The sequence below is a fragment of the Clostridium beijerinckii HUN142 genome (assembly GCF_000621745.1).
GTDB lineage: Bacteria > Bacillota > Clostridia > Clostridiales > Clostridiaceae > Clostridium > Clostridium beijerinckii_A.
The window spans coordinates 164,333-190,275 of sequence record NZ_KK211336.1 but is presented as its reverse complement, the minus strand read 5'-3'; the positions used below and the strand labels follow the sequence as shown (position 1 = coordinate 190,275).

At 29.2% G+C, this 25,943-nt stretch carries 25 protein-coding genes and 1 pseudogene; 4 read left to right on the top strand and 22 right to left on the bottom strand.

Annotation, left to right across the window (positions count from 1 at the left end; all coding sequences use genetic code 11):
- Window positions 1-152: 152 nt before the first annotated feature.
- Window positions 153-1,025 (bottom strand): YitT family protein, encoded by an 873-nt coding sequence (locus tag T483_RS0122150; RefSeq protein ID WP_026888795.1) that lies wholly within the window; start codon window positions 1,023-1,025, stop codon window positions 153-155.
- Window positions 1,026-1,110: 85 nt separating this feature from the next.
- Between T483_RS0122150 and T483_RS0122145 the strand changes: the two genes are divergently transcribed.
- Window positions 1,111-1,758 (top strand): Crp/Fnr family transcriptional regulator, encoded by a 648-nt coding sequence (locus tag T483_RS0122145; protein ID WP_026888794.1) that lies wholly within the window; start codon window positions 1,111-1,113, stop codon window positions 1,756-1,758.
- 135 nt (window positions 1,759-1,893) lie between these two features.
- Here the strand turns inward: T483_RS0122145 and T483_RS0122140 are convergent, their stop codons facing one another.
- From T483_RS0122140 to T483_RS0122130, 4 genes and pseudogenes are all read right to left on the bottom strand, one after another.
- On the bottom strand, window positions 1,894-2,439 hold the full coding sequence (locus tag T483_RS0122140) for a hypothetical protein (RefSeq protein WP_026888793.1): 546 nt from the start codon (window positions 2,437-2,439) through the stop codon (window positions 1,894-1,896).
- A 133-nt stretch (window positions 2,440-2,572) separates the two neighbouring features.
- Window positions 2,573-2,731: pseudogene (locus T483_RS31230) on the bottom strand (IS1595 family transposase); the annotation flags it as partial.
- Between the two features lie 234 nt (window positions 2,732-2,965).
- Window positions 2,966-3,343: a hypothetical protein gene (locus tag T483_RS0122135; RefSeq protein WP_026888792.1), complete on the bottom strand. Its 378-nt coding sequence runs from the start codon at window positions 3,341-3,343 to the stop codon at window positions 2,966-2,968.
- A gap of 123 nt (window positions 3,344-3,466) precedes the next feature.
- Window positions 3,467-4,261 carry a ferritin-like domain-containing protein gene (locus tag T483_RS0122130; protein WP_026888791.1) on the bottom strand — a complete coding sequence of 265 codons (795 nt, stop codon included), beginning with the start codon at window positions 4,259-4,261 and terminating at the stop codon, window positions 3,467-3,469.
- A gap of 248 nt (window positions 4,262-4,509) precedes the next feature.
- Between T483_RS0122130 and T483_RS0122125 the strand changes: the two genes are divergently transcribed.
- The gene (locus T483_RS0122125) at window positions 4,510-4,809 is read left to right on the top strand and encodes a hypothetical protein (protein WP_242841908.1); all 300 of its coding nucleotides are present in this window, start codon (window positions 4,510-4,512) and stop codon (window positions 4,807-4,809) included.
- Window positions 4,810-4,886: 77 nt separating this feature from the next.
- On the opposite strand, the gene T483_RS0122120 is transcribed toward T483_RS0122125, so the two are convergent.
- Together T483_RS0122120 and T483_RS0122115 are read right to left on the bottom strand one after the other, a co-directional pair.
- A complete protein-coding gene (locus T483_RS0122120; protein ID WP_026888789.1) occupies window positions 4,887-5,888 on the bottom strand; it encodes a Gfo/Idh/MocA family protein in 1,002 nt (333 codons plus the stop codon).
- A gap of 249 nt (window positions 5,889-6,137) precedes the next feature.
- Complete coding sequence (locus tag T483_RS0122115) at window positions 6,138-6,821, bottom strand: YjjG family noncanonical pyrimidine nucleotidase (RefSeq protein WP_026888788.1); 684 nt, start codon at window positions 6,819-6,821, stop codon at window positions 6,138-6,140.
- Between the two features lie 671 nt (window positions 6,822-7,492).
- Here T483_RS0122115 and T483_RS0122110 point away from each other — a divergent pair.
- Both T483_RS0122110 and T483_RS0122105 read left to right on the top strand, forming a co-directional pair.
- Window positions 7,493-9,103, top strand: coding sequence for a permease (locus T483_RS0122110; RefSeq protein ID WP_026888787.1), 1,611 nt, complete (start codon window positions 7,493-7,495; stop codon window positions 9,101-9,103).
- 571 nt (window positions 9,104-9,674) lie between these two features.
- A complete protein-coding gene (locus T483_RS0122105; protein ID WP_026888786.1) occupies window positions 9,675-10,493 on the top strand; it encodes a TIGR03943 family putative permease subunit in 819 nt (272 codons plus the stop codon).
- A gap of 112 nt (window positions 10,494-10,605) precedes the next feature.
- Here the strand turns inward: T483_RS0122105 and T483_RS0122100 are convergent, their stop codons facing one another.
- The 15 genes from T483_RS0122100 to T483_RS0122025 form a co-directional block, all read right to left on the bottom strand.
- Window positions 10,606-11,343 (bottom strand): cell wall-binding protein, encoded by a 738-nt coding sequence (locus T483_RS0122100; RefSeq protein WP_026888785.1) that lies wholly within the window; start codon window positions 11,341-11,343, stop codon window positions 10,606-10,608.
- Between the two features lie 498 nt (window positions 11,344-11,841).
- Window positions 11,842-12,048: an alpha/beta-type small acid-soluble spore protein gene (locus T483_RS0122095; protein ID WP_012059444.1), complete on the bottom strand. Its 207-nt coding sequence runs from the start codon at window positions 12,046-12,048 to the stop codon at window positions 11,842-11,844.
- 134 nt (window positions 12,049-12,182) lie between these two features.
- Entirely contained in the window at window positions 12,183-12,572 is a 390-nt protein-coding gene (locus T483_RS0122090) for an ACT domain-containing protein (protein ID WP_026888784.1), read from the bottom strand.
- 421 nt (window positions 12,573-12,993) lie between these two features.
- Window positions 12,994-13,629, bottom strand: a complete 636-nt coding sequence (locus tag T483_RS0122085; protein WP_026888783.1) for a hypothetical protein — start codon at window positions 13,627-13,629, stop codon at window positions 12,994-12,996.
- A gap of 259 nt (window positions 13,630-13,888) precedes the next feature.
- The gene (locus T483_RS31755; protein ID WP_196244912.1) at window positions 13,889-14,059 is read right to left on the bottom strand and encodes a hypothetical protein; all 171 of its coding nucleotides are present in this window, start codon (window positions 14,057-14,059) and stop codon (window positions 13,889-13,891) included.
- 213 nt (window positions 14,060-14,272) lie between these two features.
- A complete protein-coding gene (locus T483_RS0122070; RefSeq protein WP_026888782.1) occupies window positions 14,273-15,307 on the bottom strand; it encodes a GH25 family lysozyme in 1,035 nt (344 codons plus the stop codon).
- A gap of 99 nt (window positions 15,308-15,406) precedes the next feature.
- Window positions 15,407-15,664, bottom strand: a complete 258-nt coding sequence (locus T483_RS0122065; protein WP_026888781.1) for a phage holin — start codon at window positions 15,662-15,664, stop codon at window positions 15,407-15,409.
- Window positions 15,665-16,067: 403 nt separating this feature from the next.
- Window positions 16,068-16,328, bottom strand: coding sequence for a hypothetical protein (locus tag T483_RS0122060; RefSeq protein WP_035790495.1), 261 nt, complete (start codon window positions 16,326-16,328; stop codon window positions 16,068-16,070).
- Between the two features lie 294 nt (window positions 16,329-16,622).
- Entirely contained in the window at window positions 16,623-16,778 is a 156-nt protein-coding gene (locus T483_RS31750) for a hypothetical protein (RefSeq protein WP_196244911.1), read from the bottom strand.
- Window positions 16,779-16,948: 170 nt separating this feature from the next.
- Entirely contained in the window at window positions 16,949-18,394 is a 1,446-nt protein-coding gene (locus tag T483_RS0122050) for a 6-phospho-beta-glucosidase (protein ID WP_026888779.1), read from the bottom strand.
- A gap of 71 nt (window positions 18,395-18,465) precedes the next feature.
- Window positions 18,466-19,866 (bottom strand): prolyl oligopeptidase family serine peptidase, encoded by a 1,401-nt coding sequence (locus T483_RS0122045; RefSeq protein WP_026888778.1) that lies wholly within the window; start codon window positions 19,864-19,866, stop codon window positions 18,466-18,468.
- Window positions 19,867-19,960: 94 nt separating this feature from the next.
- Window positions 19,961-21,865: a beta-glucoside-specific PTS transporter subunit IIABC gene (locus T483_RS0122040; protein ID WP_026888777.1), complete on the bottom strand. Its 1,905-nt coding sequence runs from the start codon at window positions 21,863-21,865 to the stop codon at window positions 19,961-19,963.
- Between the two features lie 330 nt (window positions 21,866-22,195).
- The gene (gene licT, locus T483_RS0122035; RefSeq protein ID WP_026888776.1) at window positions 22,196-23,026 is read right to left on the bottom strand and encodes a BglG family transcription antiterminator LicT; all 831 of its coding nucleotides are present in this window, start codon (window positions 23,024-23,026) and stop codon (window positions 22,196-22,198) included.
- A 512-nt stretch (window positions 23,027-23,538) separates the two neighbouring features.
- Window positions 23,539-23,748, bottom strand: coding sequence for an alpha/beta-type small acid-soluble spore protein (locus tag T483_RS0122030; RefSeq protein WP_012059455.1), 210 nt, complete (start codon window positions 23,746-23,748; stop codon window positions 23,539-23,541).
- A 196-nt stretch (window positions 23,749-23,944) separates the two neighbouring features.
- Window positions 23,945-25,351: an amino acid permease gene (locus T483_RS0122025; RefSeq protein ID WP_026888775.1), complete on the bottom strand. Its 1,407-nt coding sequence runs from the start codon at window positions 25,349-25,351 to the stop codon at window positions 23,945-23,947.
- Window positions 25,352-25,943 lie beyond the last annotated feature (592 nt).

Sequence of the window (25,943 nt, the reverse complement as noted above, 5' to 3'; positions counted from 1 at the left end):
CAAGTTATTCAAAATAACATTATTATAATACAGTATCTATTGCCAAATTCCTATAGAAGAGATTTTATATATGAAAAAATACTCAATATAAAATATATATAAATATTTTATATTGAGTATTTAAATTCCTATTATTAATCATTCTTTATTAATTAAGTTGTAGATACATCTAAATTGTCATATGCACGATTTAGCGTATATCCTCTTCCCCCAACTTCCCTAACGTCTGATACTGTTATAAAAGCGCTATAATCAATTTTATTAACAATATTTTTTACTTTTTGCAGCTTTTCAGCTGGAATAACTGTGCTGATAGCTTTAGCTTCAACTTTTGAGTATCCTTTTTCTGCATGCAATAAAGTTACTCCTGTATCTGCCTCTGAGATAATAGCCTTTTTTATTTCATCGTAATGATCGCTCATAATAACTACTTGTATCATTTCTTTTCCAAAAGTTAGAGTCTTATTCAACACAAAATAAGTTAAAAATACAACAACCAGGCCATACAATACATTAGTAACACTTGAAAATGTAATTTGCAAAGTTAAAATGCATAAATCAATTACATTTAAAGTGATATGAACTGGAGTATTAAATTTTTTATTTATTATAATTCCTATAATATCAATTCCACCAGATGATGCATTTGCTTTTAATATAAGTCCTGCCCCTATTCCTATTAAACATCCTGCAAGAACACATGATAATAATATATCATTGCAATAATGATGCAGATTTTCATTCTTTTCAAAAAAGTCCAAAAGAATAGGAAATAAAAATGTAGACACTAAAGTAGACAAAGCAAATTTCTTTCCTAAAAAAAATAATGCCGATAAAAATAATACAATGCTTATAATGTACACAACTATTGTCAAGCTTGCCCCAGTAAAATGATTTATCACTCTTCCTAATCCTGTAACTCCACCAACAATAATATTATTCTCTAATATTAATGTGCTAATAGCAAAAGCTATTAATATATTTCCTAGAAGAATGTAAATCAAACTATTGATTTTTCCTTTCATATTATCACCCCAAGACACAGAATACCATAATACTTGAAACAAGAATGTAATCTATGTTACAATCTCATAAAAGAAGGTGAAAAATTTGGATAAAATAAAAATTCCAGAAGAATTATATTATTATTTTGAAAAAGTTGGAAAATCATTAGCATACCATAAGAATGATATTATTTATATGCAGGATGACAACGCAACCCATTTATACTTAATAAAAAATGGTCGAGTAAGAGTATATTCTTCTTCAAAAGATGGCAGTGAAATTACAATAGAAATAGTTGAAAAAGGCAGAATATTTGGAGAATCTTCTTTCATTCAAAGTTCAAAACAGCCTACTACAGTAAGTGCAGTTAATGATGTTGAATTGATTTCTTGTTCATTAGAAGATCTATATCCTTACCTAACACAATCAAAAGAATTAATGATTCTTCTTTTTCAGTTGCTTTCAAATACATGTAATCACCTTTCAAGTCTGCTTAACCAAGCTTACTTTTATAACCGCTATGAAAAAGTAGCCAATTTTTTGTTGCAGCAGACAGCCGTTCCTAATAAAGATAAAAACATAAGTGAAGACTGTATTCCCTATTCTCATGAAGAAATCGCTTCTTGCATTGGTCTAAATAGAGTTACAACTACTAAGATATTAAACTACTTCAGCAAACTTGGATATATTAAACTAAAGTATAAAAAAGTAATAATACTAGAAAGGGAAGCTTTAATTAAATATGTAGAGTAAAAGGCTAGAATTATCTTAAAAATAGGCTATGCTTTAATATAATGTTGAAATATAGCCTATAAAAATTATAAGTGAGATTTCCCACCTACAATACTTAATATATATGAAAATTATGAAATATTTATATATATGTCTTTAAAGTGTAATTTTAAATATTTTTCCTTTCCTATGAAATAAATTATTATCACTATAACTTGAATATTCTCCTACTTCTACACCCAAACGATTATACATAGAAAATACCTTGGGATGACTTGATTTTAAATAAATTGCTTTATAATGTTTAGATTTATAATATTGTATTATGTTCTTCAACCACATTTCTCCATTTCCTCTGCCTTCTTGGGCTATATGAAAATAGTTGAATATCAAAATGTCTTTATCCTCTTCGTTTATATGTATAGGTTCTTTAAAAAACATCTTATAATCAAGAATGCCACCACTAACAAGAGCAACACCTAAACATTTTTCGTCTTTCTTCATAATATGAAAGTCCATATTTATATTTTCATTGCTTTTTACATTCTCAATTAATTTACAACAATGATAAACTTCATTATAATCATCCCACTCATTTTCTGCTTTAAACAGTAAATTTTGTATTATTGGTGCAAGATATTCGCTTTTAAATTCACTTGAAACTCCAAAATTAATACCATTAGTTTTACTAATAATCTTCATTAACGAACCTCCTTTTTTAATAATGCTCTTAATTAATTGCTATTGCTTACTTGATTTTAGTTTTTTTATAATACTTATTGTAACATAATTTACAAAATACCACATATGCTATACATACATTGGCTTTCTATTTTTTTCTTAACTTGTTTCCTCTTTTACGAGAGCGTCTTAGCATATTAGAGGGTTTTGTGCCTTTAAAACTTTCAGCAAAGAATACTTCATCTGCTTCAATAACACCATCAACGTATCCCTTACCTAAAAATGTGCTTATACAATCAAGAAGATAATATCTTGATTAGTAACAATTGAAGATTTGCTATGGACAATTTGAGAGTGGAATTTCCTTTAGAATCCTCCCTTGTTATTTTAAAGTATACTATTTCAAATCTACCATGAAGCAAAAAAAGAATGTAGTAGATTTGTTGTACACAAATCTAGCTACATACCCGAATATTATGGTATATAGATTCTTTCATAATTACAAAACAATGAAAATCTAAATTGCTATACAGTAAATGTATAACATCTACTCCTTTGTCACGCTCGCAAATGTCTCATTCCACTCTTCGATCTCTATCCTTTTATACAAATTGTCATTCACATAAATTGTTACTTCATCATGATTCGAATCTTCTATCTCTTCCTCAATAAAAAACGGCATCACTATAGGAATGCAATACTCCCCTTCTTCTTCAGGCTTACGACCCATTTTAATAAAAAGTTCTGCTACACCTGGATCTTTTATATGCACAATATTGCCTGGATACGTACCAACTATTTTAACTTCATCGCATGGCGTTGGCATCTCACCTGTCACAAATATATAAATTATCCCGTCTCTTCTATATGCAGTAGCTTTTTCTAATGCTCTCATCATTGTTCTGTATGGACTTATATCAAACATATCCTTCTCCAAAGAATTTATTAATAATTTATATTATGAATATAAATCTTAATAGGTACTTATCATGAATATTTCTTAATAAAATACCACAACATTCATGAGTGTTGTGGTATTAAAAAATATTTAAATGTTATCTAAATCATTAAAATATCTGCTCATTTTGCTCATAGCTAATTTCTTTGAAGCTCCTGATTTTCGCCACTCTTCAACCTGTTCCATGGCTTCATCAGGATTCTTTCCTAAGCCAACAAGTACACCTGATAATATAAATTCTTGATACAAGTGCTCAGAGTTAATCCCTTCTCTTGATTCTGTTAAAGCGCGATTAACTAGTGGAGCAATATAGCTAACCCAATCATCTGGAGTAAGATCATTTGTGTTATCTATATTTTCTGTAACAACTGTATCTTCTTGCCTCATTAAGCTTCTATTCATAGATGAATTATTTCCAATACTATTTAATGTAAATAGATAATTGTATTTTGAAGCATGTTTTAATTCGTCTGTAATTATATCAAATAATACATCCCTGTAAACTCCTTCAGGAAGTCCTCTCCTAATAGCTCTATATCTTTCTACTGCTGCTAACTCTCCAAATAAAGCTTTTTTAATACCTTCTAAATATGATTCAGGGACTTCAAAATTTTCTTCTTCACCCTCCATTGTAGCATCCATATCACCTGTAAAATCTTCATAGATCCCTCTAAACAACATATTATGTCTGCGTTCATCATCTCTAATAGATGATATTATTTCTTTCTCTTCATTTGTTGGCGCTTCACTAATAAGATAATCATAAAACAATTCATCTTCTCTTTCTCCTTGAATTGCTTTTTTTGCCCCCTGAATTGCTATCTGTAACTGATCATCATTGTTCATCTGATCATTATTACTCATTTGATTATTATTGTCTTCCATAAAATATTATTGATTCTCCTACAAATAATTAACTCACTTTCATTGTATTAATTTATAATTCATTTGTGCATTATAGATTAATAATTACATACCTATGCCAATAATATAAATTATCTCAATTCATAACTTACATTGCTATACATATAATACTATAACAACTATTTCAGCAAAAAATGTATAAATTCATTTTGAAACATCTTATGCTCATATTATTTGAGTAATTATCATACTAATTAACTATAAACTATTTGCAAGTAGGTACGATAATGACATTTATAGATAATCTGAGTCCGGAAGATTTATTGATTTTAACAAATGCATTTGCCATTTCATTTTCAAAAGATAAAACTGCTGATGAAATAAACGTACTTGGAAATTTCATTGTAGGGATAGGATGCTTAATGTTAACAATTGCATCTCAACAGCAATACTTAACTATTTTACAAGAAGCCAGAAACGCTAATGCTACACAAAACAACAACCGCGATAATAATAATAATAATAATAATAATAATAATGCAGCTGCTGACGATATTACTATAGGATAAAAAATCAGGCATACATTAATCTAAGATTAGTACGCCTGATACATAAGCTGCTGTGCTATCCAATTACAAAATTCAAATTAACTCTCTGTTTCTGTAAAATCATCTACTGGGAATATTATTCCACCTTTATGCCTAGCAATTGTTTGAACTTCACTAACTATTAAGCTATGGTCTAGCATTTTATAACATCTTTCCAAATCATTATTTTTGATAATATCCGAGAATTCAATAAATTCATTAACCATACGGTGCTCATAATTATTTTCATTTACTTCTGAGCTAGTTCCATCATTCATAAGTAATTCAAATCTCTTACAGACATTGGCTGGAGTGTCTTGATATATGCAGCCTTTATCCCCTTGAATATTATTTGCAATAGGTGCTTTACAATCTTTTGCACCAACACAAACACATTTAAATTTTCCATAGTCTAAGATTAATACTCCTGATGTATCTATTCCTCTCTCAATGTTTGGATAGTACTCAACATTTTCAGGTTTTCCAAACAAACCTACTACATAATGAATATTATAAATATTTAAATCCATTAATGCCCCACCAGAGAATTTAGGATCAAAAGCTGGTAATACATTTCCCTCTTTAAAGCTGTCATATCTGCTAGAGTATTGGGAATAATTGCACTGAACAATCTTTATATTCCCTAAAGTCGGAAGTAGCTCTTTTATCTTTTTATAGTTTGGAAAATATTGATTAGTTATAGCCTCAAATAAGAATAATTTCTTTTTCCTAGCTAAATCATTTAAAATTAATGATTCCTTATATGTTGATGTAAATGGCTTTTCAACTATAACATTTTTATCAGCGTCTAATGCTTTTTTAGCAAATTCAAAATGTAAGTTATTAGGTACACCGATATAAATTACATCTAAATCACTATTTAGTAATTCATCATAATCACAAAAAACCTTTTTAATTCCATACTTATCTTTTAATTCATTCAACGTATCTTCACTTCTTGGAGTTCCGCAAATAGCCTCTAATTCTACATTTTCTAAAAGATGGCTAATTGAAAGAAAATCTTTTACTATCATTCCAGCTCCAACAATTCCTAATTTCATATTAATTCCTCCCTTTTACTATTGATATCTCTTTAGTAACCTTATCAGTAAATACTAAAATATGCTTAACTAAATTCAATTTTCTTTTTAGTTTTTGCTTATTTACTAAAATATATTTTCCCTAATAATTGACTCAAATTCTTTTATTTATTAGATATCATAGTTACTTTTAATAGCATTATAACCTATAAAATTAATTTAATCATCCCAAACCAAACCAATTAATAAAATTCAAAGTTATTATTCTTATTATAATAGTATTTGAAGTAGTTCCTTTAACGAATGTATTTCATAGTTTGGATCTATTGATGATTCATTTACTGTTCCCTCCTTGCAAAGCCAACAAGTGTCAATTCCAGCGATATTTCCTCCCTTAATATCTGATGTGATGGAATCTCCAATAATTAAGGTTTCTGCCTCATTGAACCCTTTAATATGATCCTTGACGTAGTTAAAAAATTCAATTGCTGGCTTATTAGCGCCTATATCTTCTGATATAAAACAGTCTTTAAAGTATTGTGAAATTCCAGCACCATTTATCCTTGAATACTGTGTCTTCGCAATTCCATTAGTAATAATATATAAAGTATACTTTTCATGCAGTTTACTTAAAACCTCATGGACATCTGGCATTAACTGCACTCCTTGATTTAAATACGATCTATAGGTCTTCTCCCACTCTCCACCATCTATACTTCTTCCATACTTGGACATTAACTTAGAGAATCTTGTATTTAATACTTCATCTACTTTAATCTTACCGAGTTCAATATCAGCCCACATGCCTTGATTCATTTTTTTATAAACTTCATACAATTCTTCTGAATATATTTCACCCTTATCTCTAATTAAACTCTTAAACGATTCTTCTTCATTTGCATCGAAATCAAGTAATGTATTATCAACATCAAATAACAACGTATCGTATTTCATTTCATGCCTCTCCCTTCCATTTTATAGATATCCAACTCTAAAACTAGATTTATGTAGTAACTTACCGAAATCATAAATATTTTGTTCCGAAAAGCTATGAAAATATTGCTGAAGCTTCTAAGTAGCAGGTTGTATCCAGTTTAGCATGCTCCAACTTTCAGTTTGACAAGCTAAACTGGAACAACCTACAGCTAAGAACCTTTAACAGCTCATTTTCAAATGTTTTCTTCACAAATATATTTATGATTTCTAGTGAAGATACAAACTTAACGTATTAGCAACTTTGTAAATATGTTCATCTATATGGATAAACAATATATAACTTAGACTTATACAATAATTACCCGAAAGTATAAATCAAATTTTCAATGATGAATCCTTTATAGATAAACCAATTATAATCTATACTTGGGTCAATTGAAATTACTTAGTAACGAAGTGAGTCGACTTTCCTTCTCTATTTATATAGCTTAACTATTTTCAATCATTTTATTAAGCTCTATTTGCATCCATGAAAGATTATTATCTAATCTCTACTAAATTCACACTCATCTTACTAATTTCAAATATAAAAATAATGCCAAAAAATATCGCAATATTATTCTTGTTTGTTTACATATATGGTAATATAATACATTTAAATGCAAATACATTGCAACAAGGAGATTTATATGAAAACGAAAATAGAAATAATACTAGGATTCTTACAGTCTGGAAAAACTAACTTTATAAATTCTATGATTAAAAATTGCGATTTACAAAATGAAACTATTGTTGTTATCCAAGATGAATTTGGACAAAGCAAAATAAAGAATGAATTTACAAATTCAAATGGAAATATGAATATTATAAACATTGAAAATACTTCTAATGAAGAAATTAATGAAAAGTATATAAACAAAATTTTAGAAATATATTCTCCCCATAGAATATTTATTGAAGTTAATGGTATGAAAAATTCTAACTCTATAATCAATCTGTTCAATAATAAAAATTTAAGAAAGCTATGCAGAATTGACGATATCGTAACCTTGATTGATACGAAAAAGTTCTTCATTTATTTCAGAAATATGAAAAGCATGTTAAGTACTCAGATTTATAATAGCAAGACAATAATATTAAACAATATAAATAATATCGACAAAAAAGATTTCTTAAATATTCAGAATCAAATAAAAAGAATTAATGAAACTGCCAACTTATTAGAGCATGCGCCTTCATTAAATATTAAAGAAATACATCAAGATGAATATAGAGAAATTAGTAGTCATAGTTTTTCTGCAATTAAAACTATGTTTTATATGAGCCTTCTAATATTGTCATTTACGTGTTTTGCTGCATTATCTATTACTGATAGTAATGGGTATTTATTCTATGTGGACAAGTTTAAAAATTTTTATACTGTATTCATTAGCATATTAATTCAAGGTATACCATTTATCTTAGTTGGAAGTTTTGTATCAGCTATAATACAAATTTGTATCCCAAAGGATACATTTATCAAATTTTTTCCAAGAAATATATTTTTGTCATGTGTTATTGCAGCTCTTGCGGGCTTACTCTTCCCAATATGTGATTGTGGAACTATTCCTGTTGTTAAGGGACTTATAAAGAAAAAAGTTCCTATAGCTGCTAGTATTACTTTCATGTTATCTGCCCCAATAGTAAATCCAATAGCTATAATTTCAACAGTATATGCCTTTCAAGGTATGAAGGCGGTTGTAATTTATAGGGTTGTTGCAGGCATAATAATCTCTATTCTAGTTGGTTTAATTATGCATTTTATAACTAGGAAAGATGATGATATATTAAGTATTGATAATGATGGATTAAGTTGCGAGTGCGGTTTTTGTAATGATGACTATGATTATTCAAGAAATAAATTTGAAAAAATCAGGGCAGTATTTATTCACACTGGCGATGAGTTTTTTAATATAGGGAAGTTCATGATCATTGGTACATTTTTATCCAGCATTTTTCAAAATATAATATCTGCCGGTACCAACATTCCAATTTTGAGTGGTAATATAAGCCCTCTAATTGCAATGATATTATTGTCTTTTATACTTTCAGTTTGTTCAACCTCAGATGCATTCATTGCTAAGGGATTTTTAAAACAATTCTCAGTTAACTCTGTAATGGGCTTTTTAGTTGTTGGCCCTATGCTTGATATAAAAAATACAATTATGATTTTTGGAAACTTTAAAAGAAAATTTGCCATAAAACTAATATTTTTTATTGTTGTAGTATCATTTAGTATTCTTATTAACCTTAGATTATAGATATCCAAATTTGAAATTATCTCTATGTGTGGCAAAACCAAAATTAGATACGAATTTGTTACAACGGACTAATGAAATTTTCGCTGGATAGTTCTAAGTGCAAAGTTGAACCCATTTCTGCATGCTCCAAAAGCAAGTTTAGGACAAGCAGAAAATGGAACAACCTTCAACTAAGAACCATCACAACTCAATTTCAAATGCCGCTTTCACAAACATGTATCTAATTTCTTGTATAATTCACAAAGATTAAGGTATAGGTATATATTTTGGTTTGAGTATCTATATATAACCACCAATGAATTCATGATTCTATGGATTATATTAATTCGCAATGAAAAGAATTCTAGTAATAATAGCATATATTCAATAGAAGTTGTGTACAGATCATTGACCTAGATTCAATAGATTTATAAAAGATGTGTCCAAATTATTAGTCTAAGTCCAAGAATATAAGAATATAAGAATATAAGAATATAAGAATATAAGAATATGGCAATTTTAGAATATCAACTTATCTTAGGCAATATATTTTATCTTAAGATACTCTTTAATTTGATATGGAGATGAAAATATGAAAAAAATTAATGCGGAAGTAGTTGCAAAAATATTAATACTATTAGGATTTTCAATATTCTATTTAAAAATTATTGTAAGTAATGAAATTCTCACATATGTACATCCAAGAATTATACCTTTTGCAATCTTTGGAATGATTTCAATGTTCATAATTACCTTATTTTTGATTTCAGATGTCTTTTATAATAATAGAAAAAAATTTAAAATTAAGAATCATTTTATTTTCATTTTTCCTCTGATTATGATACTTTTTATGCAAAGTAGTAGCGCAAATTCTGCCACTAAAAGCATTGATGCAAATGGAAAGCTTAACGAATCATCATCTACTAACAGCTCTTCCAATAATTCAAATAACAGCTTGCCTTCCCTTAACTCAACATATGAATTGTATAGTGGAAAATCCGAAAGTGATGGGCAAGGTCAAGTAGATAAGATTCAGCTAAATATTGTGAATAATATTATAGAAGTAAACATTAATAACTTTGTATCTTCTCTTGATGAGATTTTAGGAAACCCTAAAAAATATGAAGGCAAGGAAATAGAAATTTCAGGATTTGTATATAGAGATAAAGATTTAAAAGAAAATCAATTTATAATTGCACGATTTATGATGGTGTGTTGTGCTGCTGACCTTCAGGTTGCAGGAATTGAATGTTCTAGCAGTGATTCAAGTTCATATGATACTGGTACGTGGGTAAAAATAAAAGGCAAAATTAAAATTAATGCTTCTGAAGATGGAATAGACCCAGTTATAGCTGTTGAAACTATAGAAAAAGATCCCACTCCTGACACTTCTTATGTTTATCCATTTTAAAATATATGCTAATATAATTTTCAATCAACATAATTTCTATTAAAAAAATTATAATGAGTATAAAATAATAATAACCTAACGTAGAAAGTTAGGTTATTATTATTTTATATCTCTAAAACATTGATGTCACATTTCCAGTAAATTTATCTACATAATACCATCCGCCAGTTGTCACATATTCTCCTGTTGTATCATAGCAATGAATTACGTAAGAATTAGATTCATCATGATCATATTCAACTTTACTTGGAACATATTTTCCATTCGCTAGAAGATAATCTTTCACTTTCTCTACAGCTTCAATCGTTGAAATCTGAGTATTAGTGTTATTTATAGTGATATTTGAATTAAGCAGTGTTGTAATTCCTTGTTTTATTTTATATACATTTCCATTAGAAGAATCATAGTAATATTCACTAGTCTTGTTTCCTACTTGATCTTCTGCAGAAAATTTATATAAACTCTTATCACTTAATCCTATTTGATTAATGAATCCTTTATTCTCATATTTAATAGTTCCAGAATCATTATAAATATTAATTATATCATACATAACCTGAATATCATTTGGAACAACAGTAGTAGTCTTAGATTCTTCCCAAGCTCCACTATCATTTAGATAATACCATTTATTATTATCATTAATCCAGCCTGTTTCCATTGTTCCATTACTATCAAAATAATACCAGTTGCCATCAATTTTATCCCATCCAACTGAGTAAGCTTCTCCTTTAGTAAATTGCCATCCTTGACTGCTTTGTTTCCAATATGCATTAGCCATAGTAGAATTAGTAATTTGTATTGACAGGATAGTTAAGATTACTAAGGACAACTTTTTCACTTTATTCATTGCCATTCCTCCCTACACATATTACTATTACACCTTTTACCATGTGATGTCAATAATGCTAGTAGAATATAATAACTCTTAAAAAAGGAAAATACACGGATATCTGTTTCACATATTATATTTTCTTACCTTTTTTAAAACTTGTACTCAGATTTAGCTTTATAGATAAACAATTTAAGAATTTCATTTATACTTTGCAATAAATACTATACTAGAAAGCAGAAACATTTTTATGCAACAAGCATTGAAAATGAGCTGTTAAAAGCCCTTAATTGTAGGTTGTCCCACTAATGCTTGTCACAATGAAATTAAGAACAAGCATTAGTGGTGAAGTCTGCAATTTAGTGCTTTCAGCGAAATTTTCATAGTCCTGTGAAATAACAATGTTTCCCCTTTCTGTGGATTATTACATAAGTCTAAGTTATATATTGTTTATCTATAATTTCCAGAGAAAAAAGCAAAGCACTAAGAATCTTCTTAGTGCTTTACTTTTATTTATTATAGTCCTTGTTCATAGCTTTCTATCATTCTTTTTACCATTTCTCCACCAACGCTACCGTTTTGTCTTGAAGAAAGGTTTCCTTTATCCATGCTTTCATAATTGCTTAATCCAACTTCTGAAGCAACCTCTGTTTTTAATCTGTTTAATCCTTGTTTTGCCTCTGGTACTAATGTTCTGTTTCTTCCACTATTGTTTGAAGCCATATGAATCTACCTCCCTTAATTTTTTAATTTTGTTTGGCAGTAATATCTTAACCACTATCACAAAATATAATCTATAAAAATATTAACAGAAGTAGTACAGAAAGCTTGTATTAGTTAATTTTAGATATTCCTCCTTAAACTATAACCTCATATTTATTTTTAATAAGTGCTTTCATAGCATTATCCACATCTTTTTCCTTAACAAGGATATAATCAGTATCATAAGTTGAAATCGCAAATATGCTTATACCACTTTTCGCTAAAATCGTACTAATTGATGAAAGAATTCCTACTAATGAAAAATCCAACTGACCTTCAACCTTTAAAATTCTCCATTCTTTTTCGCATTTAACTTCATTAGGTATATCTTTTTCAAGGCATACTATTGATAATTCATCACATGTCTTTGTTATAGAAAAAAAATCACTGTTTTTTATCCATTCAGGAATTGATTCCTTTTTATTTAATCTGCACACTCCATATTTCTCTTTTAATAATATAATAGTTAATATCTTCTCCGACATATCTTACTTTCATCCTTTCTTCCATTTTCTAAACATCTTATTTCACACAAATTTATATCTCAAAATAAATAAAAAGAATAAAAAAAGCCAATAGAAATATTATTAGAATATCTCTCAGGCTTCTATCTTTTCATAAACACAACTAACTTTGCGTTTCCTCTAAACCTGTCAGTTGCATCTAACTTTTGGATCCTAAAAAAGCAATTAGGCCTTGATTATTACATGTTAAAATTATACTTATATTTTAACATAATGCAAAATTTAGCTCAATATCACATATTATTATATATATTAACTTCGCAAATTTACATTTATGAATTATACTAAGTTATGCTTAAAATACGTAAAATCTATTGCAATCTGCATTTTCTATTTAAACAAGGTTATATTAAATCCCTTATGATTACAATATTATTATTAATTATTTAGGTAATATCGAAATTGGAAATGCATGATTTTTTATTCTATATGAAAGATCAACTTTAGTATTGTCGTCTATTTCACTCATTTTATAGGTCCATACTCTTGTATTTTCATCAGCATCTTCTTCTGCATTGCATCCTATAATATTTCCTGGTACTTCAACCTCATTAATGAATTTTATATTTTTAATATAATTGTATACTTTTTCGTCATTCGTATTGTTTTGAATTAGGTTATCTATTGCTGATTTATTAAATTTTACATCGATTGTATATATATCCTCTTTTCCTTTTCTTCTTTTTAAATTCGTCATTGTTGCTAATCCACTTGAATTTATTTTTTCCTCTAGTTCTTTAATATCTTTAAACTCATACGTAATTTCTTCAATATTCATGTTATTTTCAAAATATTTATTAAAATTATATCCATTTTCTTTAGCCCATTCATGATCAATTACATCATTTTTTAATTTTGTTGATATAAAGTCGTCATATACAACTTGCAATTTTACTACGCCGGATCCATTTTCATTTATTACAGTGGAACTTCTTAAATCTATATCTCTACATCCAAGTAATATAATACCTAAGATTAATATAAGTGAATTAAAAATTGCTCTTTTCATTTTACTCATTAGTTTTCCTCCTAGATGCACATTTTTCTATACTACTATGGTACCCAAAGATAAATTGTATATGCATAGCCGCATCAATCTCGCTTACAAAAACCAACATTCTAAAACCATCCCCCTAAGTCTTTATCTTGAGAGCTCCTATTAATTGCAGTAGTAATTTTTACTAAGTGTGCACCTAAAAATATTGCTTGAATTAGATTACTTTTAAAAATACTAAAGGGTAGTGAACGAACAAAAATCGCAAACTACCCTTCATAAACTATTTTGTATGTATGAACTTTTCATAGCTCTCTATTTTATCCTCTCTGTTGGTATTTCTTATCCAATTATTGTATTCTAAAATAACTTTTTCTACTGTTGTTAAATCTAGCTTATTATTTCTTTTTCTCTTCATTTCTGCATACATATTAATTTTAATTATATTTCCCATTTCATTGCCCTCCTTTCTATATGATATAACTTTGATATTAATTTTGTGTGTACAAAAGTATTAAGAAATAGTTAAAATTTAATTATATCTTTTAACGTAAATAATTTTGAAACCGCTTTTTCTATAAAAATTTCTACAATATAAAATTTGGGCATAAGATAAATTCCTATACCCTAAAATTCTATTAATAACTTTCATAACTTTTTTCTTAAGTTAACTTAACTTTGTAGCATGTCCATTCTCATCAAAGTGATATCCGTATATATCTATATTGGTAATTAACTCACCAGTAGAATAAGTTAGATAATCGTATCCATCTACATTAAACCATCCAGTAACCATAGCCCCATCTGTTCCAAAGTAATACCAGTTACCATTTATTTTCTGCCATCCTGTCTTCATTGATCCATCACTAGGGTCTCCAAGGTAATACCACTTATTATTTTTTAATAACCATCCTGATTTCATTGATCCATCATCTGAATTTCCTAGGTAATACCAATAATCTCCACTTAGCTTCCAATCATAAAGCATCCAGCCTTCACTATCAAATAAATACCACTTTCCATTTATTTTTTCCCATCCATTCTTAGTATAACTTCCATCATTGTGCCTATACCACCACTTATTATCCTTTATAATCCATTGTCCTGGTTTAGTAACATTGCTTATTAAAACTCCATCAGTAAATGAATTTATGTCACAATCTTCACTTACACCTCTTATCCTTCCAGTTTCAGTATATTGATGACCTACCCTATTGGTAAAGAAATTTGACGGCAAATTCCAAGGATCATTGTTATAGTTAGCCTCCCAGAAAGGCATATCCTGTATAATTGATTTTGCATTAGTAAGATAACTTATAAAACTTGTATAGCTATAAATACCTAATGGAATAGACGTTAGCTGGCCAAATGCTATAACAAATCTTGTAACATAATCTCCAAGTCCGCTAAAGTTAGTTTCTACATCCATCATAGGCACTAGATCCCAATTATAATCCTTTATCTTATTATAAAAATTTTGGGCCTGTGCTTCCGGAGTACTTGTACCAACTAAGAAATGATATGCTCCCACCTTTAAGTTATTATTTTTACACCCACTATAAAACAATTCCATTTTGCTATCTATAAATGTTGCCCCTTCTGTTGCTTTCAAATAAACATACTGCACTCCATCTCTTGCAACAGCTCCAAAATCTATATTTCCATTGTTATTTGACACATCTATACCTTTTATATACCCCATAATTCATACTCCCTTTCAATTTTCATATTTATAAAGAGTAACCCCCTCAAGGGCTACTCTTAAATATTCAGTTACTATTGTCTTATTAACTTATTGCCTTTATTTATTTTCTTTAGAATTCGAAGCTTGGACAGTTTCTGCTGTATCATTTGTAGTTTGGTCGCTTAAGCCTGGTGTACTAGTATCAACTATAATTCCTAGCATTGTTAGAATTGTTAAAATAGTATTAACTATTTCCGCATAATTATTAGGGATTATATTTAACCCTAACTGTTGCACTAATAATGCTATAGCACTTGCCATTGCAACCCAAAAAGCTTTATTTTTTAATCTTGCCTGAAGATTAATACCTAACATCCCTATCTTCACCTCTCTTCTTTTATATATACATAATATGAATTAGAACTATTAATGGCGACTTAAAATTAAACTGACGTTACAAATTCTGTCTGATAATTTTTATTAATTAATCTCCAAAAATTTTTAAACTCATATTATATTTCAGTGCTTCTTAAAATATATATGTTTTAAAATTCGTTATAACTGCCATTTCTACAATGAATTTTAAATTTTGAGCGGAAAGGTAGTTTTAGTTCTTATTAAAGTCGTTTATTCATATAAGTGGTAATATAATAGAGAGTTTAAATAAAAATAGAGACAATATTTTGCTATACACGGAAATATCATCCCCATTTTCAATCATATTATTTTTGCAATTCTTCATTTTCAGACATACACTAGATCTCTACCACAATTTGTTTTATAATATACACTCGATGCTGGTTATTGTTGCATTTCCCGTAAGCGGCTTATAAATCATAACTTTTGAAATTCCTTGACCATTGTGTGCTGCAACCCTTGACTTGCAGATAAAGCAATAATTTGTTCCATTTACACTCTGAGTAGCTAAAATTTTAGGCTCGTACTCAACGCCAATTAATTCATTTAGTGCTGTCTTAAGTACCTTTATATCCTCATCTGTTATGTTATTGTGAACTTTCCATCCTCTTGATATTCTCATAAAATTCTCCTCTCATTAATATCCCCTTAAAATTTAGAAAACGATTATATAACATTCGATTTACTATAGCATATTCATATTACTGGAATTATTTCACCAATTTGCGAAAGAAAATTTACAAATACAATACATTTAATCAAAAAATAAAGATTTAAAGACTCAATTGCAATACATATACTGTTAATTGAATTATTTATCTTATTATGAATAATAAAAAAGAAGTGATCCAAATATTATGAAACACTTCTTCTTATTATAATTTAATTATTTTCTATTTAATTAATCAAAAACTCTCTAATGCTGCAAATTTATCTTTCTTATAACATCTTTCATAGTTTGAGCTCCATACTTATTAATAAGATCTTTAACTATTGCTCTATGAAATTCTTTTATGGTTCTTTCCTTTAATTGATTATCACAAATAGAATTATAATCCATTTCATTCTTCATGTTCTTCTCTCCTTTTAGCTTATATTCATAATGTGCATAATAAATACTATTTTATACATACTTTATTTAAAAATATTTCATGAACACTATGAAATGCGCTTTGAAGTTAAAAGGAGAGCTTTAATAGCTATTATCTGTAAAAATCTCTTTTCTAAAATATAAACTGCTTTCTATAAATCTTTTCCATTAGTAGAAATGACCTCTTTGTACCAGAAAAAGCTCTTTTTCTTACTACGCTTTAATGTACCTTTGCCTTCATTATCTTTATCAACATAAATAAAACCATATCTTTTTTTCATTTCTCCTGTGGATGCGCTTACAAGATCTATACATCCCCATGGAGTATATCCAATAAGATCAACCCCATCAATATTAATTGCATCTCTCATAGCTTTGATATGTTCCCTTAAATAATCAATACGATAATTATCTTCTACATATCCATTTTCATCTGTAGTATCAACAGCTCCTAATCCATTTTCAACTACAAATAATGGCTTTTGATAACGATCACACAAAGAATTTAAAGTAATTCTAAGTCCAAGAGGATCAATCTGCCACCCCCACTCACTTGCTTTTAAGTATGGATTTTTTAGCGTAGCAAATACATTACCTTCTGTTTGTGCATTTATTTCTGGATCAGCACTAGTTAATCTTGATGCATAATAGCTGAAAGAAATGAAATCAACCGTATTATTTTTTAATAATTTTTCATCCTCTTGTTCCACTTTTAGTTTTATATTCATTCTTTCAAACATCTTCTTTGCATAGTTTGGGTATTTCCCACGAGATTGAACATCAATAAAGAAATAGTTTTCCCTATCCTTCTCCACAGCTTTCCATACATCTTCTGGAGCACAAGTATTTGCATACGTATTACCAGCTGCAAGCATACAACCAACTTTAAAATCTGGATTTATCTTGTGTGCTATTTCAGTAGCTTTTGCACTTGCAACTAATTGATGATGTGCTGCTTGGTACTTTATAGCTTCTTCATTTTCTCCTTCTTCAAAAACTAATCCTGCACCAATGAAAGGCAGATGTAGTAGCATATTTATTTCATTAAAAGTAAGCCAATACTTCACTTTGTCTTTATAACGTTCAAAAATCACTTCACATAATCTTTCATAATAATCTATCATTTTGCGACTTCTCCATGAACCAATTGTCTCTACAAGATGCATTGGTACATCAAAGTGAGTTATAGTAACTAAAGGCTCTATACCATATTTATGGCACTCATCAAAAACATTATCATAAAATTTTAATCCTTCCTCATTTGGCATTTTATCGTCCCCATTTGGAAATATTCGTGCCCAAGATAAAGATAGACGGAAAGTCTTAAAACCCATTTCAGCAAATAATGCTATATCTTCTTTATAGTTATGATAAAAATCTATTGCTTCATGACTTGGATAATAGTGTTCTTCATCGCATTTCATCATTTTCATCTTTCCAAGCATCACTGGAAATCTGTCTTTACCTGCTGGAATTACATCAACTGTAGATAAACCTTTATTACCTTCTAAGTATCCGCCTTCGCACTGATTCGCTGCTGTAGCTCCGCCCCATAAAAATCCTTTTGGGAATCCCTTTATTTCTGAATTATCATTCATCTTATTGTATCCTCCATATGTTTAAAAATATTATAAAAATAAAACTTCTTTTCGTTGTGACAATAACTGTACTAGTTTTGTGATACAGTAATAGTCTGAGATACCGTAATAGGTTTCATTCCTGTTTGAGATTTAGTTTCTTTATTTAATTGCTGGTCAGAGAGCCATTCCATAAGCGTTGTTACTTTTCCATTTATTATTGCTGAACATTGGTTATTATATACATATATCCATGACCAATGACCCATATATTCATATGGTGTTCCATCTGCTTTTTTGTATAGGCCTGTAGTATCAATTACATTATCAAAAAATGAAAAATGAACATTTGTATCACCGGCTTGCACTAAACGATTATAAGTTGGAACTACATTATCAGCTGTAACTACTGTTGTATCTGTTTTAGCTGCTGTAAACCAAATTGGCACTTTCTTAAACGCCTCAATATCTTTATCAGTAATCAATGTATCCTTTAGCGCCTCACAAGTTGGGAATGCTGCTGCAAAATAATCAGTATAATCACGTATCATAAGCATTGTCATATAGCCACCATTAGAGTCTCCACCTATATAAATTCTGTTTGTGTCAATATTACTATTCTTTGAGACATAATCTTTAATTAATGACATAAGAGCTTTTTCATACTTTGAGCTTCCATCTCCAAAACCAGTAAATCCATCCATCCAAAAAGTTGGTGCCTGAGGCGCTAAAATATATGCACCGTTAAAATATGCTTGCATGTCTTTTGATGCAAAATTTACAGCTTTATTTCCTGATATAGGTAAAAGTCCATCTGTTCCGCCTTCACCAATACCATGTAACCAAATAATTAGTGGCTTTTTACTATAATCATTTTCTGGTGTATAGCTTGCATATTTTAGAGTAACGTTATCATAAGTTGCATTTCCAATTTTAAAATCATCAACAAGCTTTTTAGTTCCACCCGCAAATTTATTTATAACTAAACCAGAAATTTTGGCTGAATCCGTAATGATATCATTCTTCTGCTTAATTGTAAAATCACAATTAACCCAGCCATTGAGATTCGTAGTTAAATTATAGTTAATCGGCGAAGTTAAAGATACATCAGGTCCAACTTCCAAATCAAAAGTAATATAATTTCCTTTGCTTTGAATATTTCCAATATCATCAGAAACATATGCGTTTTTAATCTTGCAATTTCCTTCTGCTTCTCCTAATATAGGTGAATTTGCCCTATTCTCAGTCCTTAATACATGCACTTCGAATGTATCCTTAGTAATTGCTGATTGCGGTATAGCTTGACCTAAATCAACAATTATTTTTGTGATTGCAGGTCCCCAATCAAATACCTCTGTAGTAGTACGATAAGATGGTTCCTGAGTCTTATTATTATCAGCTGCAAAAGCACCAACATGAGGTGTACTTATCATAGTTACTGCCATAATAACTGACATAATGATTTTTCCATGCTTACTAATTATTTTTTTCATTTAACTCCCCCCTGATTTATCATATTTTAATATACTGGGTATTACATTTATTATAAACTAATCCCCAGTATATTTTAAATTATTCTCCAATATCTTATATCATTACTGTTAGTAGCTCTTCTTTATAATCAATAATCTTTCTATCAGTTTCAATAACATCTAAATAACTATCTGAATTAGTAATTACTACTGGTGTTATTAAAGAATACCCTTCTTTCTCTATAGCATTAATATCAAACTCCAGTAGTACCTGTCCTGCTTTTACTGTATCTCCTTGTTTCGCTTTAGGGTAAAAGTATTTTCCTTCGAGCTGCACAGTATCCATGCCCACATGAATTAATATTTCTGCACCGTTAGCACTTGTGATTCCTAGTGCATGACCTGTTGGGAAAAATGTTGTCAAAACTCCATCTACAGGAGCAAGTATTTTACCTTCCTTTGGCTCTATCGCAATGCCTTTTCCGAGTGCACCTTTTGAAAATGCTTCATCTTTTACTTCTGATAAAGGTTTAACTTCACCTTTTAATGGACTTACTAAGATTTCTTGTCTAACTAAAGGTTGTACTGTGTTTAAATCGTTCTTACTTTTACCTGAATCCGTATTATCTTCAAGTTTTGTAAATAACATTAGTATAAATCCTAATAAAAATGCTACTACAATACCAATTACTGAACCACAGAATCCTTTATCTATTCCTTCCGGACCAATATTACTTGCTAACCCAAAGATGCCTAATCCGCCTACTATATAAACTTTAGTTCCCATAAATCCCATAACAGCACCACCAATTGCTCCTCCTACACAACTCAATATAAAAGGTTTTTTACGTGGTAATGTAATACCATAAATAGCTGGTTCTGTGACACCAAAAATTCCTGAAATAAAGGCTGGTACGCATAGAGATTTTAACTTAGGATTTTTTGTTTTAAGTAAAACAGCTCCAACTACACCAGTTTGAGCAAATGAAGCTGCAAATACAAGTGCTAGAATTGTATCATAATGTAATGTTGCTATATTATTTATTGCTATTGGAATAAATCCCCAATGTAATCCAAAGATAACAAATACTTGCCAGAAAGCTCCCATGAATAAACCTGCAATAACTGGACTCAAACCATAAATAGCAAGTGTTAAGGCACCTAGTAATTTACCTGCCCAAGTTGCAATAGGCCCAATAACTATAAAAGTTAGCGGAACTACTACTAATAATGTGCAAAAAGGAACTAAGAACATTTTAACTACATCTGGTATTATCTTCTTAAATCCACTTTCAATTTTAGCACCTACGTATGTAGCTATAATAATTGGAATAACGCTTGATGTATAGCTCATAAGTATTACTGGAATTCCTAAAAAAGTTATATATATTGGTGATTCAATTAATGTGCCTGCAAATAAAGTATATAATGGTTGTGCTGGCGGTGCAGTTAATCCTGCTAGTGATGGGTAAACAAGTGCTGCACCTATTGCCATGCCAATAAAATGATTACCTTTGAATTTTTTAGCAGCCGTATAACCTAAAAAGATTGGAAAGAAATTAAATAAACAATCTCCTACTGCATTTAAAATCTGATAAGTTCCATCAGTAGTACTAAACATATGCAATGCCACAAATAATGCATTAAATCCTTTTATCATCCCGGTTGCAGCTAATACTCCTAAAAGCGGAGTAAATACTCCTGAAATAGTATCTATAAACTTATTAAATAATCCTGTTTTTTCCTCAGAAGCATCTTCAGAAGCTCCAGCTTGAAATCCACCTATTGCAACAACATCAGCAAAAACGTCTGGAACATGATTGCCAATAACCACTTGATATTGTCCCCCGCTCTTTACAACAGTAACGACCCCATCCATATTTTTTAATACCTCAGTATTTGCTTTACTTTCGTCTTTCAGCTTAAAACGTAATCGAGTAATACAGTGCGTTAAGCTATTAACGTTTTCTTTACCACCGACATTCTTTATAATGTCTTTTGCTAATTGTTCATATTTCATAATAATTCTCCTTTTCATATATCTTTATAACAAAATCGCAAGCGACTTTGGAGCTGAAGATTTTTTTACGCATCTGCCTTTTCGAACGCATGTGAGAAAAATTTGGCAGGCGGATAAGATTTCTTTTTTATTCTTTTTAAAATACCCAAACTATCCAAGCAACCTTTTTTAAGTTATACCCTCAAGGAGTACCTCGTTCACAGATTTTACTGGAATATAAATTCCTAAAGAATAAAAAACGAGACCAGATATGGATAGACATATCTTTTCTATCCATATTTGGTCTCGCCTGCTTTACCAGTAACAATCCAATACTTTTTATTCTTTAATTTATCTTTGAGTCACACGTTGGATGTGTATAGTTAAATATAGTTGCTCTTCATCAGATAATTCTTTTTCTAAATACTTCTGTATTTTCAACATACACTCATATGCTTTTTTATATTTGGTTTTAACTTGCTTTAATAAAAAATCATCCTCTTCCTTTTCCATCTTTTCGTTTTTACTTAATCGTTGAAAAAAGAATCTTAAATGTGTAACAAACCTCTCATAATTAAGAGATTTTTCATTAAGTGCAATGTTGTAAGTGTACTTAATTATATTTAATATATCCTGTATCATTTTTGTTTGATGAGCAATGTCTTCGACTTTGTTGCTCGAATTATTAGTCTGAGCATTTATTAAATGAAGAGCTATATTTCCCGCCTCATCTTCTGGTAATTTTTTATTAGTCTCACTCTGGATTAAGTCTAATGCCTTTAATCCAATTTCAAATTCTTTAGGATAAAACTTTTTAATCTCCCAGATTAATGCATTTGGACGATTTAATCCTTCATCAAATAATTTTAATGCATAACTAATATGATCAGTTAAAGTAATATATATATAATCATTTAGTTCAACACTTAGCATATTCTTGGCGTATTCAATAATATCATAACATAGTGATACATGTTCAGTAGGAATATCTTCTAATAATAATTTAAATTTCTCTGAGGCATCTTTTTGTTTTAGTATAAAAGTTTTTTCGATTAGATTTTCATCTACTTGATCTCCTACACTTTTTTTAAAGCCAACTCCACGCCCCATAATAACAATCTCTTGCTTACTGGAGTCTTTGGCTAAAATAGCATTATTATTAAATATCTTTTTTATTATCATTCCTATCCCCCAATCAAAGTTTATGATAAATTAGAATATAAAAACCCCAATTAATCAAAAGAGACTAAGTAATATCTCTTCTCATTAATTAAGGTTTCGCCTGATCTAGTCAGTAACAATCCTAATATTTTGTAATCGTTTATCTATGTTTTTATAATAACTTCTTTACTATTAAATGTCAAGAATTTTGTTATTATTTTCATAAGAAAAATTATAGGCAACTGTTAAGTTGAAGATTTTTTAGCCTATATCTTTTAAGTGCACGTAAAAGAATCTAGCAAATAATATATTTTCTTTTTTATTCTCTCTCAAAGCATAGACTTTTGAATCATTTTTTCATAATTTATATTCATAAGTGGAACACTATCCACAAATTTAGCTTGAATATAAATTCCTAGAGAATAAAAAAGCCAGTAGAACATTTAATATTAAATGTTCTACTGGCTTACTTAACCGCAAATTGAGATTTACAGCTTTTTAAAGAAAACTTTTTCTACGTTCTTAGTTCTTAATTACTTTAAACCTTGTTCGTAGCTTTCAATCATGTGTTTAACCATGTATCCACCAACGCTTCCGTTTTGTCTTGAAGAAAGGTTTCCTTTATCTTGATTTTCATAGTCTTGTAATCCAATTTCTGAAGCAACCTCAGTTTTTAATCTGTTTAATCCTTGCTTTGCTTCTGGTATTAATGTTCTGTTTCTTCCACTATTGTTTGAAGACATATATATCTACCTCCCTTAAATTAATATAAATTTTGCTTGGCAGTAATATATTAACCATTATGATAAATTATAATCTATAAAAATATTAACAAAAGTAGCATCATAAATTATAATTAGAAAAAACTTTCAATATCTTGTACTAAAATTCATAAAAAAAGTAGTAATCTATGATTACTACTTTTTCATGTATTATAAATTATACAGCCTTGTCTGAATCTTCTTCATTACTTTCATTTTGGAGTGTACTATGTTTTCTTCCGTAAACAAAATATACTACCAAACCTATAACAAGCCATACTAGAAATCCAATCCAAGTTATTAATTTCAATCCGCATAATAAAACTATACAGCATATTATAGATATTAATGGAGTAAATGGTACTCCTGGAGTTTTAAAGATTCTCTTAAAATCTGGCATAGTTTTTCTAAGTACTATAACTGCAAGAGATACAGAAATGAAACTTAATAATGTTCCTGTACTCAAAAATTCTACAATAATATCTAATGGTAAAAATCCTGCTATTATTGCTGCTATAGTTCCAGTTATCATAGTTGAAATGTGTGGAGTCTTATGAGTAGGATGTACTTTTGAAAATAATTTTGGTAAAAGTCCATCTCTTGACATAACCATAAATACTCTAACTTGGCCATAAAGTACAACCATCATAGTAGAAACCATTCCAAGTATTGCTCCAGTTCCAACTAATGCTGCTCCCCAGTTTATGCCAACCCTAGCTAAAGCTCCTGGTACTGCATTTTCTGAAATTATTTCATTATAAGGTACCATTCCAGTAAGCACAACTGCAACCGAAACATAAAGCAAAGTAACTGCTATTAAACAAATTATAAGTCCAATTGGAATGTCTTTTTTAGGATTTTCAGCTTCTTCTGCTGCTGTAGATATTGCATCAAATCCTATAAACGAGAAGAATATAGTCGCCGTTGCTGCAAAAATCCCCTTAAATCCAAATGGTACAAAAGGTTGATAGTTAGATGGATTTATATGTGATACTCCAAGAACTATAAATACAATAATTATAGTTATCTTTATTCCTACAATTAAATTGTTAACTCTAGCGCTTTCCTTCATACCATAATATAATATGTAAGTTATTACTGCAATTATTAATACAGCTGGTAGGTCTACTATTCCGCCTTTACTTGGTGACGATGTCAAAGCTTGCGGAAGTGTTACACCTACTGATTTTAATATTCCAATAAAGGTTCCTGACCATCCTGATGCAACTGCACTACATGCAACTAAATATTCAGCAGTAAGGCACCATCCAATTATCATAGCTACTATTTCACCAAATACTATGTATGAATAAGAGTATGTACTTCCCGCAACTGGAAACATAGTTGAAAGTTCACAGTAACATAATGCACAAAGGCCAGCTACTATACCTGCTAATATAAAAGAAATAATTACAGCTGGTCCTGCCAAATGTGCTCCTGTTCCTGTTGCAACAAATATACCTACCCCAACTACTGCACCAATACCAAAGGCAGCTATGTCTTTTGCTTTAAGATTTTTCTTTAAAGCCGTCTTTTGTGCCCCTTCCAGCATTTTCTCTAACGATTTTTTCTTAAAAATATTCATATGGGTCCTCCTATTTACTTAATCCATTCGTCAAAAATCTCTTAATAACTATATACATCTATCTAATATATTAAATATTTATCCAGAAATTTTAAAAGGTACAACAAACCAATTAATATATTATCATATTTTTATAATATTCGGCAAGACATTAACACATTAATAATTTCAATAATTTATATATTTTTTAATTTTGCCTTTAAACATGAATACTTTTTAATATAATGTTATACAAATTTCCAATACAAGGAAAATTTTCACAAGCTAATGGCAAAAATCCAACAAGAATTGCTACACTATTTTTAGGTTATGTTTCTAAATAAATTTAAACCTAGAATATTCAACATTATTTTAAGCAAATATCAGAATAAATATTAGTAATAAATGAAGAAATTTAAAAAAACTTTCAGGCGAATAAGATTTCTTTTTTATTCTTTATTAAAATACAAAAACTAGTCAATCAACCTTTTTTAAGTTATCCACAGATTTTATTAGAATATAAATTCCTAAAGAATAAAAAAATGCCAATCTTAGATCTCTTATCATTACTCTAAAACGATAAGAGACATAAGATCGGCACTCTAAAATAACG

What these genes read in the sequence shown, in the direction of transcription:
- T483_RS0122150 (WP_026888795.1), bottom strand. Translation starts at nt 1,025, where the DNA reads ATGAAAGGAAAAATCAATAGTTTGATTTACATTCTTCTAGGAAATATA.
- T483_RS0122140 (WP_026888793.1), bottom strand. Translation starts at nt 2,439, where the DNA reads ATGAAGATTATTAGTAAAACTAATGGTATTAATTTTGGAGTTTCAAGT.
- T483_RS0122135 (WP_026888792.1), bottom strand. Translation starts at nt 3,343, where the DNA reads ATGTTTGATATAAGTCCATACAGAACAATGATGAGAGCATTAGAAAAA.
- T483_RS0122130 (WP_026888791.1), bottom strand. Translation starts at nt 4,261, where the DNA reads ATGGAAGACAATAATAATCAAATGAGTAATAATGATCAGATGAACAAT.
- T483_RS0122120 (WP_026888789.1), bottom strand. Translation starts at nt 5,888, where the DNA reads ATGAAATTAGGAATTGTTGGAGCTGGAATGATAGTAAAAGATTTTCTT.
- T483_RS0122115 (WP_026888788.1), bottom strand. Translation starts at nt 6,821, where the DNA reads ATGAAATACGATACGTTGTTATTTGATGTTGATAATACATTACTTGAT.
- T483_RS0122110 (WP_026888787.1), top strand. Translation starts at nt 7,493, where the DNA reads ATGAAAACGAAAATAGAAATAATACTAGGATTCTTACAGTCTGGAAAA.
- T483_RS0122105 (WP_026888786.1), top strand. Translation starts at nt 9,675, where the DNA reads ATGAAAAAAATTAATGCGGAAGTAGTTGCAAAAATATTAATACTATTA.
- T483_RS0122100 (WP_026888785.1), bottom strand. Translation starts at nt 11,343, where the DNA reads ATGAATAAAGTGAAAAAGTTGTCCTTAGTAATCTTAACTATCCTGTCA.
- T483_RS0122095 (WP_012059444.1), bottom strand. Translation starts at nt 12,048, where the DNA reads ATGGCTTCAAACAATAGTGGAAGAAACAGAACATTAGTACCAGAGGCA.
- T483_RS0122090 (WP_026888784.1), bottom strand. Translation starts at nt 12,572, where the DNA reads ATGTCGGAGAAGATATTAACTATTATATTATTAAAAGAGAAATATGGA.
- T483_RS0122085 (WP_026888783.1), bottom strand. Translation starts at nt 13,629, where the DNA reads ATGAGTAAAATGAAAAGAGCAATTTTTAATTCACTTATATTAATCTTA.
- T483_RS31755 (WP_196244912.1), bottom strand. Translation starts at nt 14,059, where the DNA reads ATGGGAAATATAATTAAAATTAATATGTATGCAGAAATGAAGAGAAAA.
- T483_RS0122070 (WP_026888782.1), bottom strand. Translation starts at nt 15,307, where the DNA reads ATGGGGTATATAAAAGGTATAGATGTGTCAAATAACAATGGAAATATA.
- T483_RS0122065 (WP_026888781.1), bottom strand. Translation starts at nt 15,664, where the DNA reads ATGTTAGGTATTAATCTTCAGGCAAGATTAAAAAATAAAGCTTTTTGG.
- T483_RS0122060 (WP_035790495.1), bottom strand. Translation starts at nt 16,328, where the DNA reads ATGAGAATATCAAGAGGATGGAAAGTTCACAATAACATAACAGATGAG.
- T483_RS31750 (WP_196244911.1), bottom strand. Translation starts at nt 16,778, where the DNA reads ATGAAGAATGAAATGGATTATAATTCTATTTGTGATAATCAATTAAAG.
- T483_RS0122050 (WP_026888779.1), bottom strand. Translation starts at nt 18,394, where the DNA reads ATGAATGATAATTCAGAAATAAAGGGATTCCCAAAAGGATTTTTATGG.
- T483_RS0122045 (WP_026888778.1), bottom strand. Translation starts at nt 19,866, where the DNA reads ATGAAAAAAATAATTAGTAAGCATGGAAAAATCATTATGTCAGTTATT.
- T483_RS0122040 (WP_026888777.1), bottom strand. Translation starts at nt 21,865, where the DNA reads ATGAAATATGAACAATTAGCAAAAGACATTATAAAGAATGTCGGTGGT.
- licT (WP_026888776.1), bottom strand. Translation starts at nt 23,026, where the DNA reads ATGATAATAAAAAAGATATTTAATAATAATGCTATTTTAGCCAAAGAC.
- T483_RS0122030 (WP_012059455.1), bottom strand. Translation starts at nt 23,748, where the DNA reads ATGTCTTCAAACAATAGTGGAAGAAACAGAACATTAATACCAGAAGCA.
- T483_RS0122025 (WP_026888775.1), bottom strand. Translation starts at nt 25,351, where the DNA reads ATGAATATTTTTAAGAAAAAATCGTTAGAGAAAATGCTGGAAGGGGCA.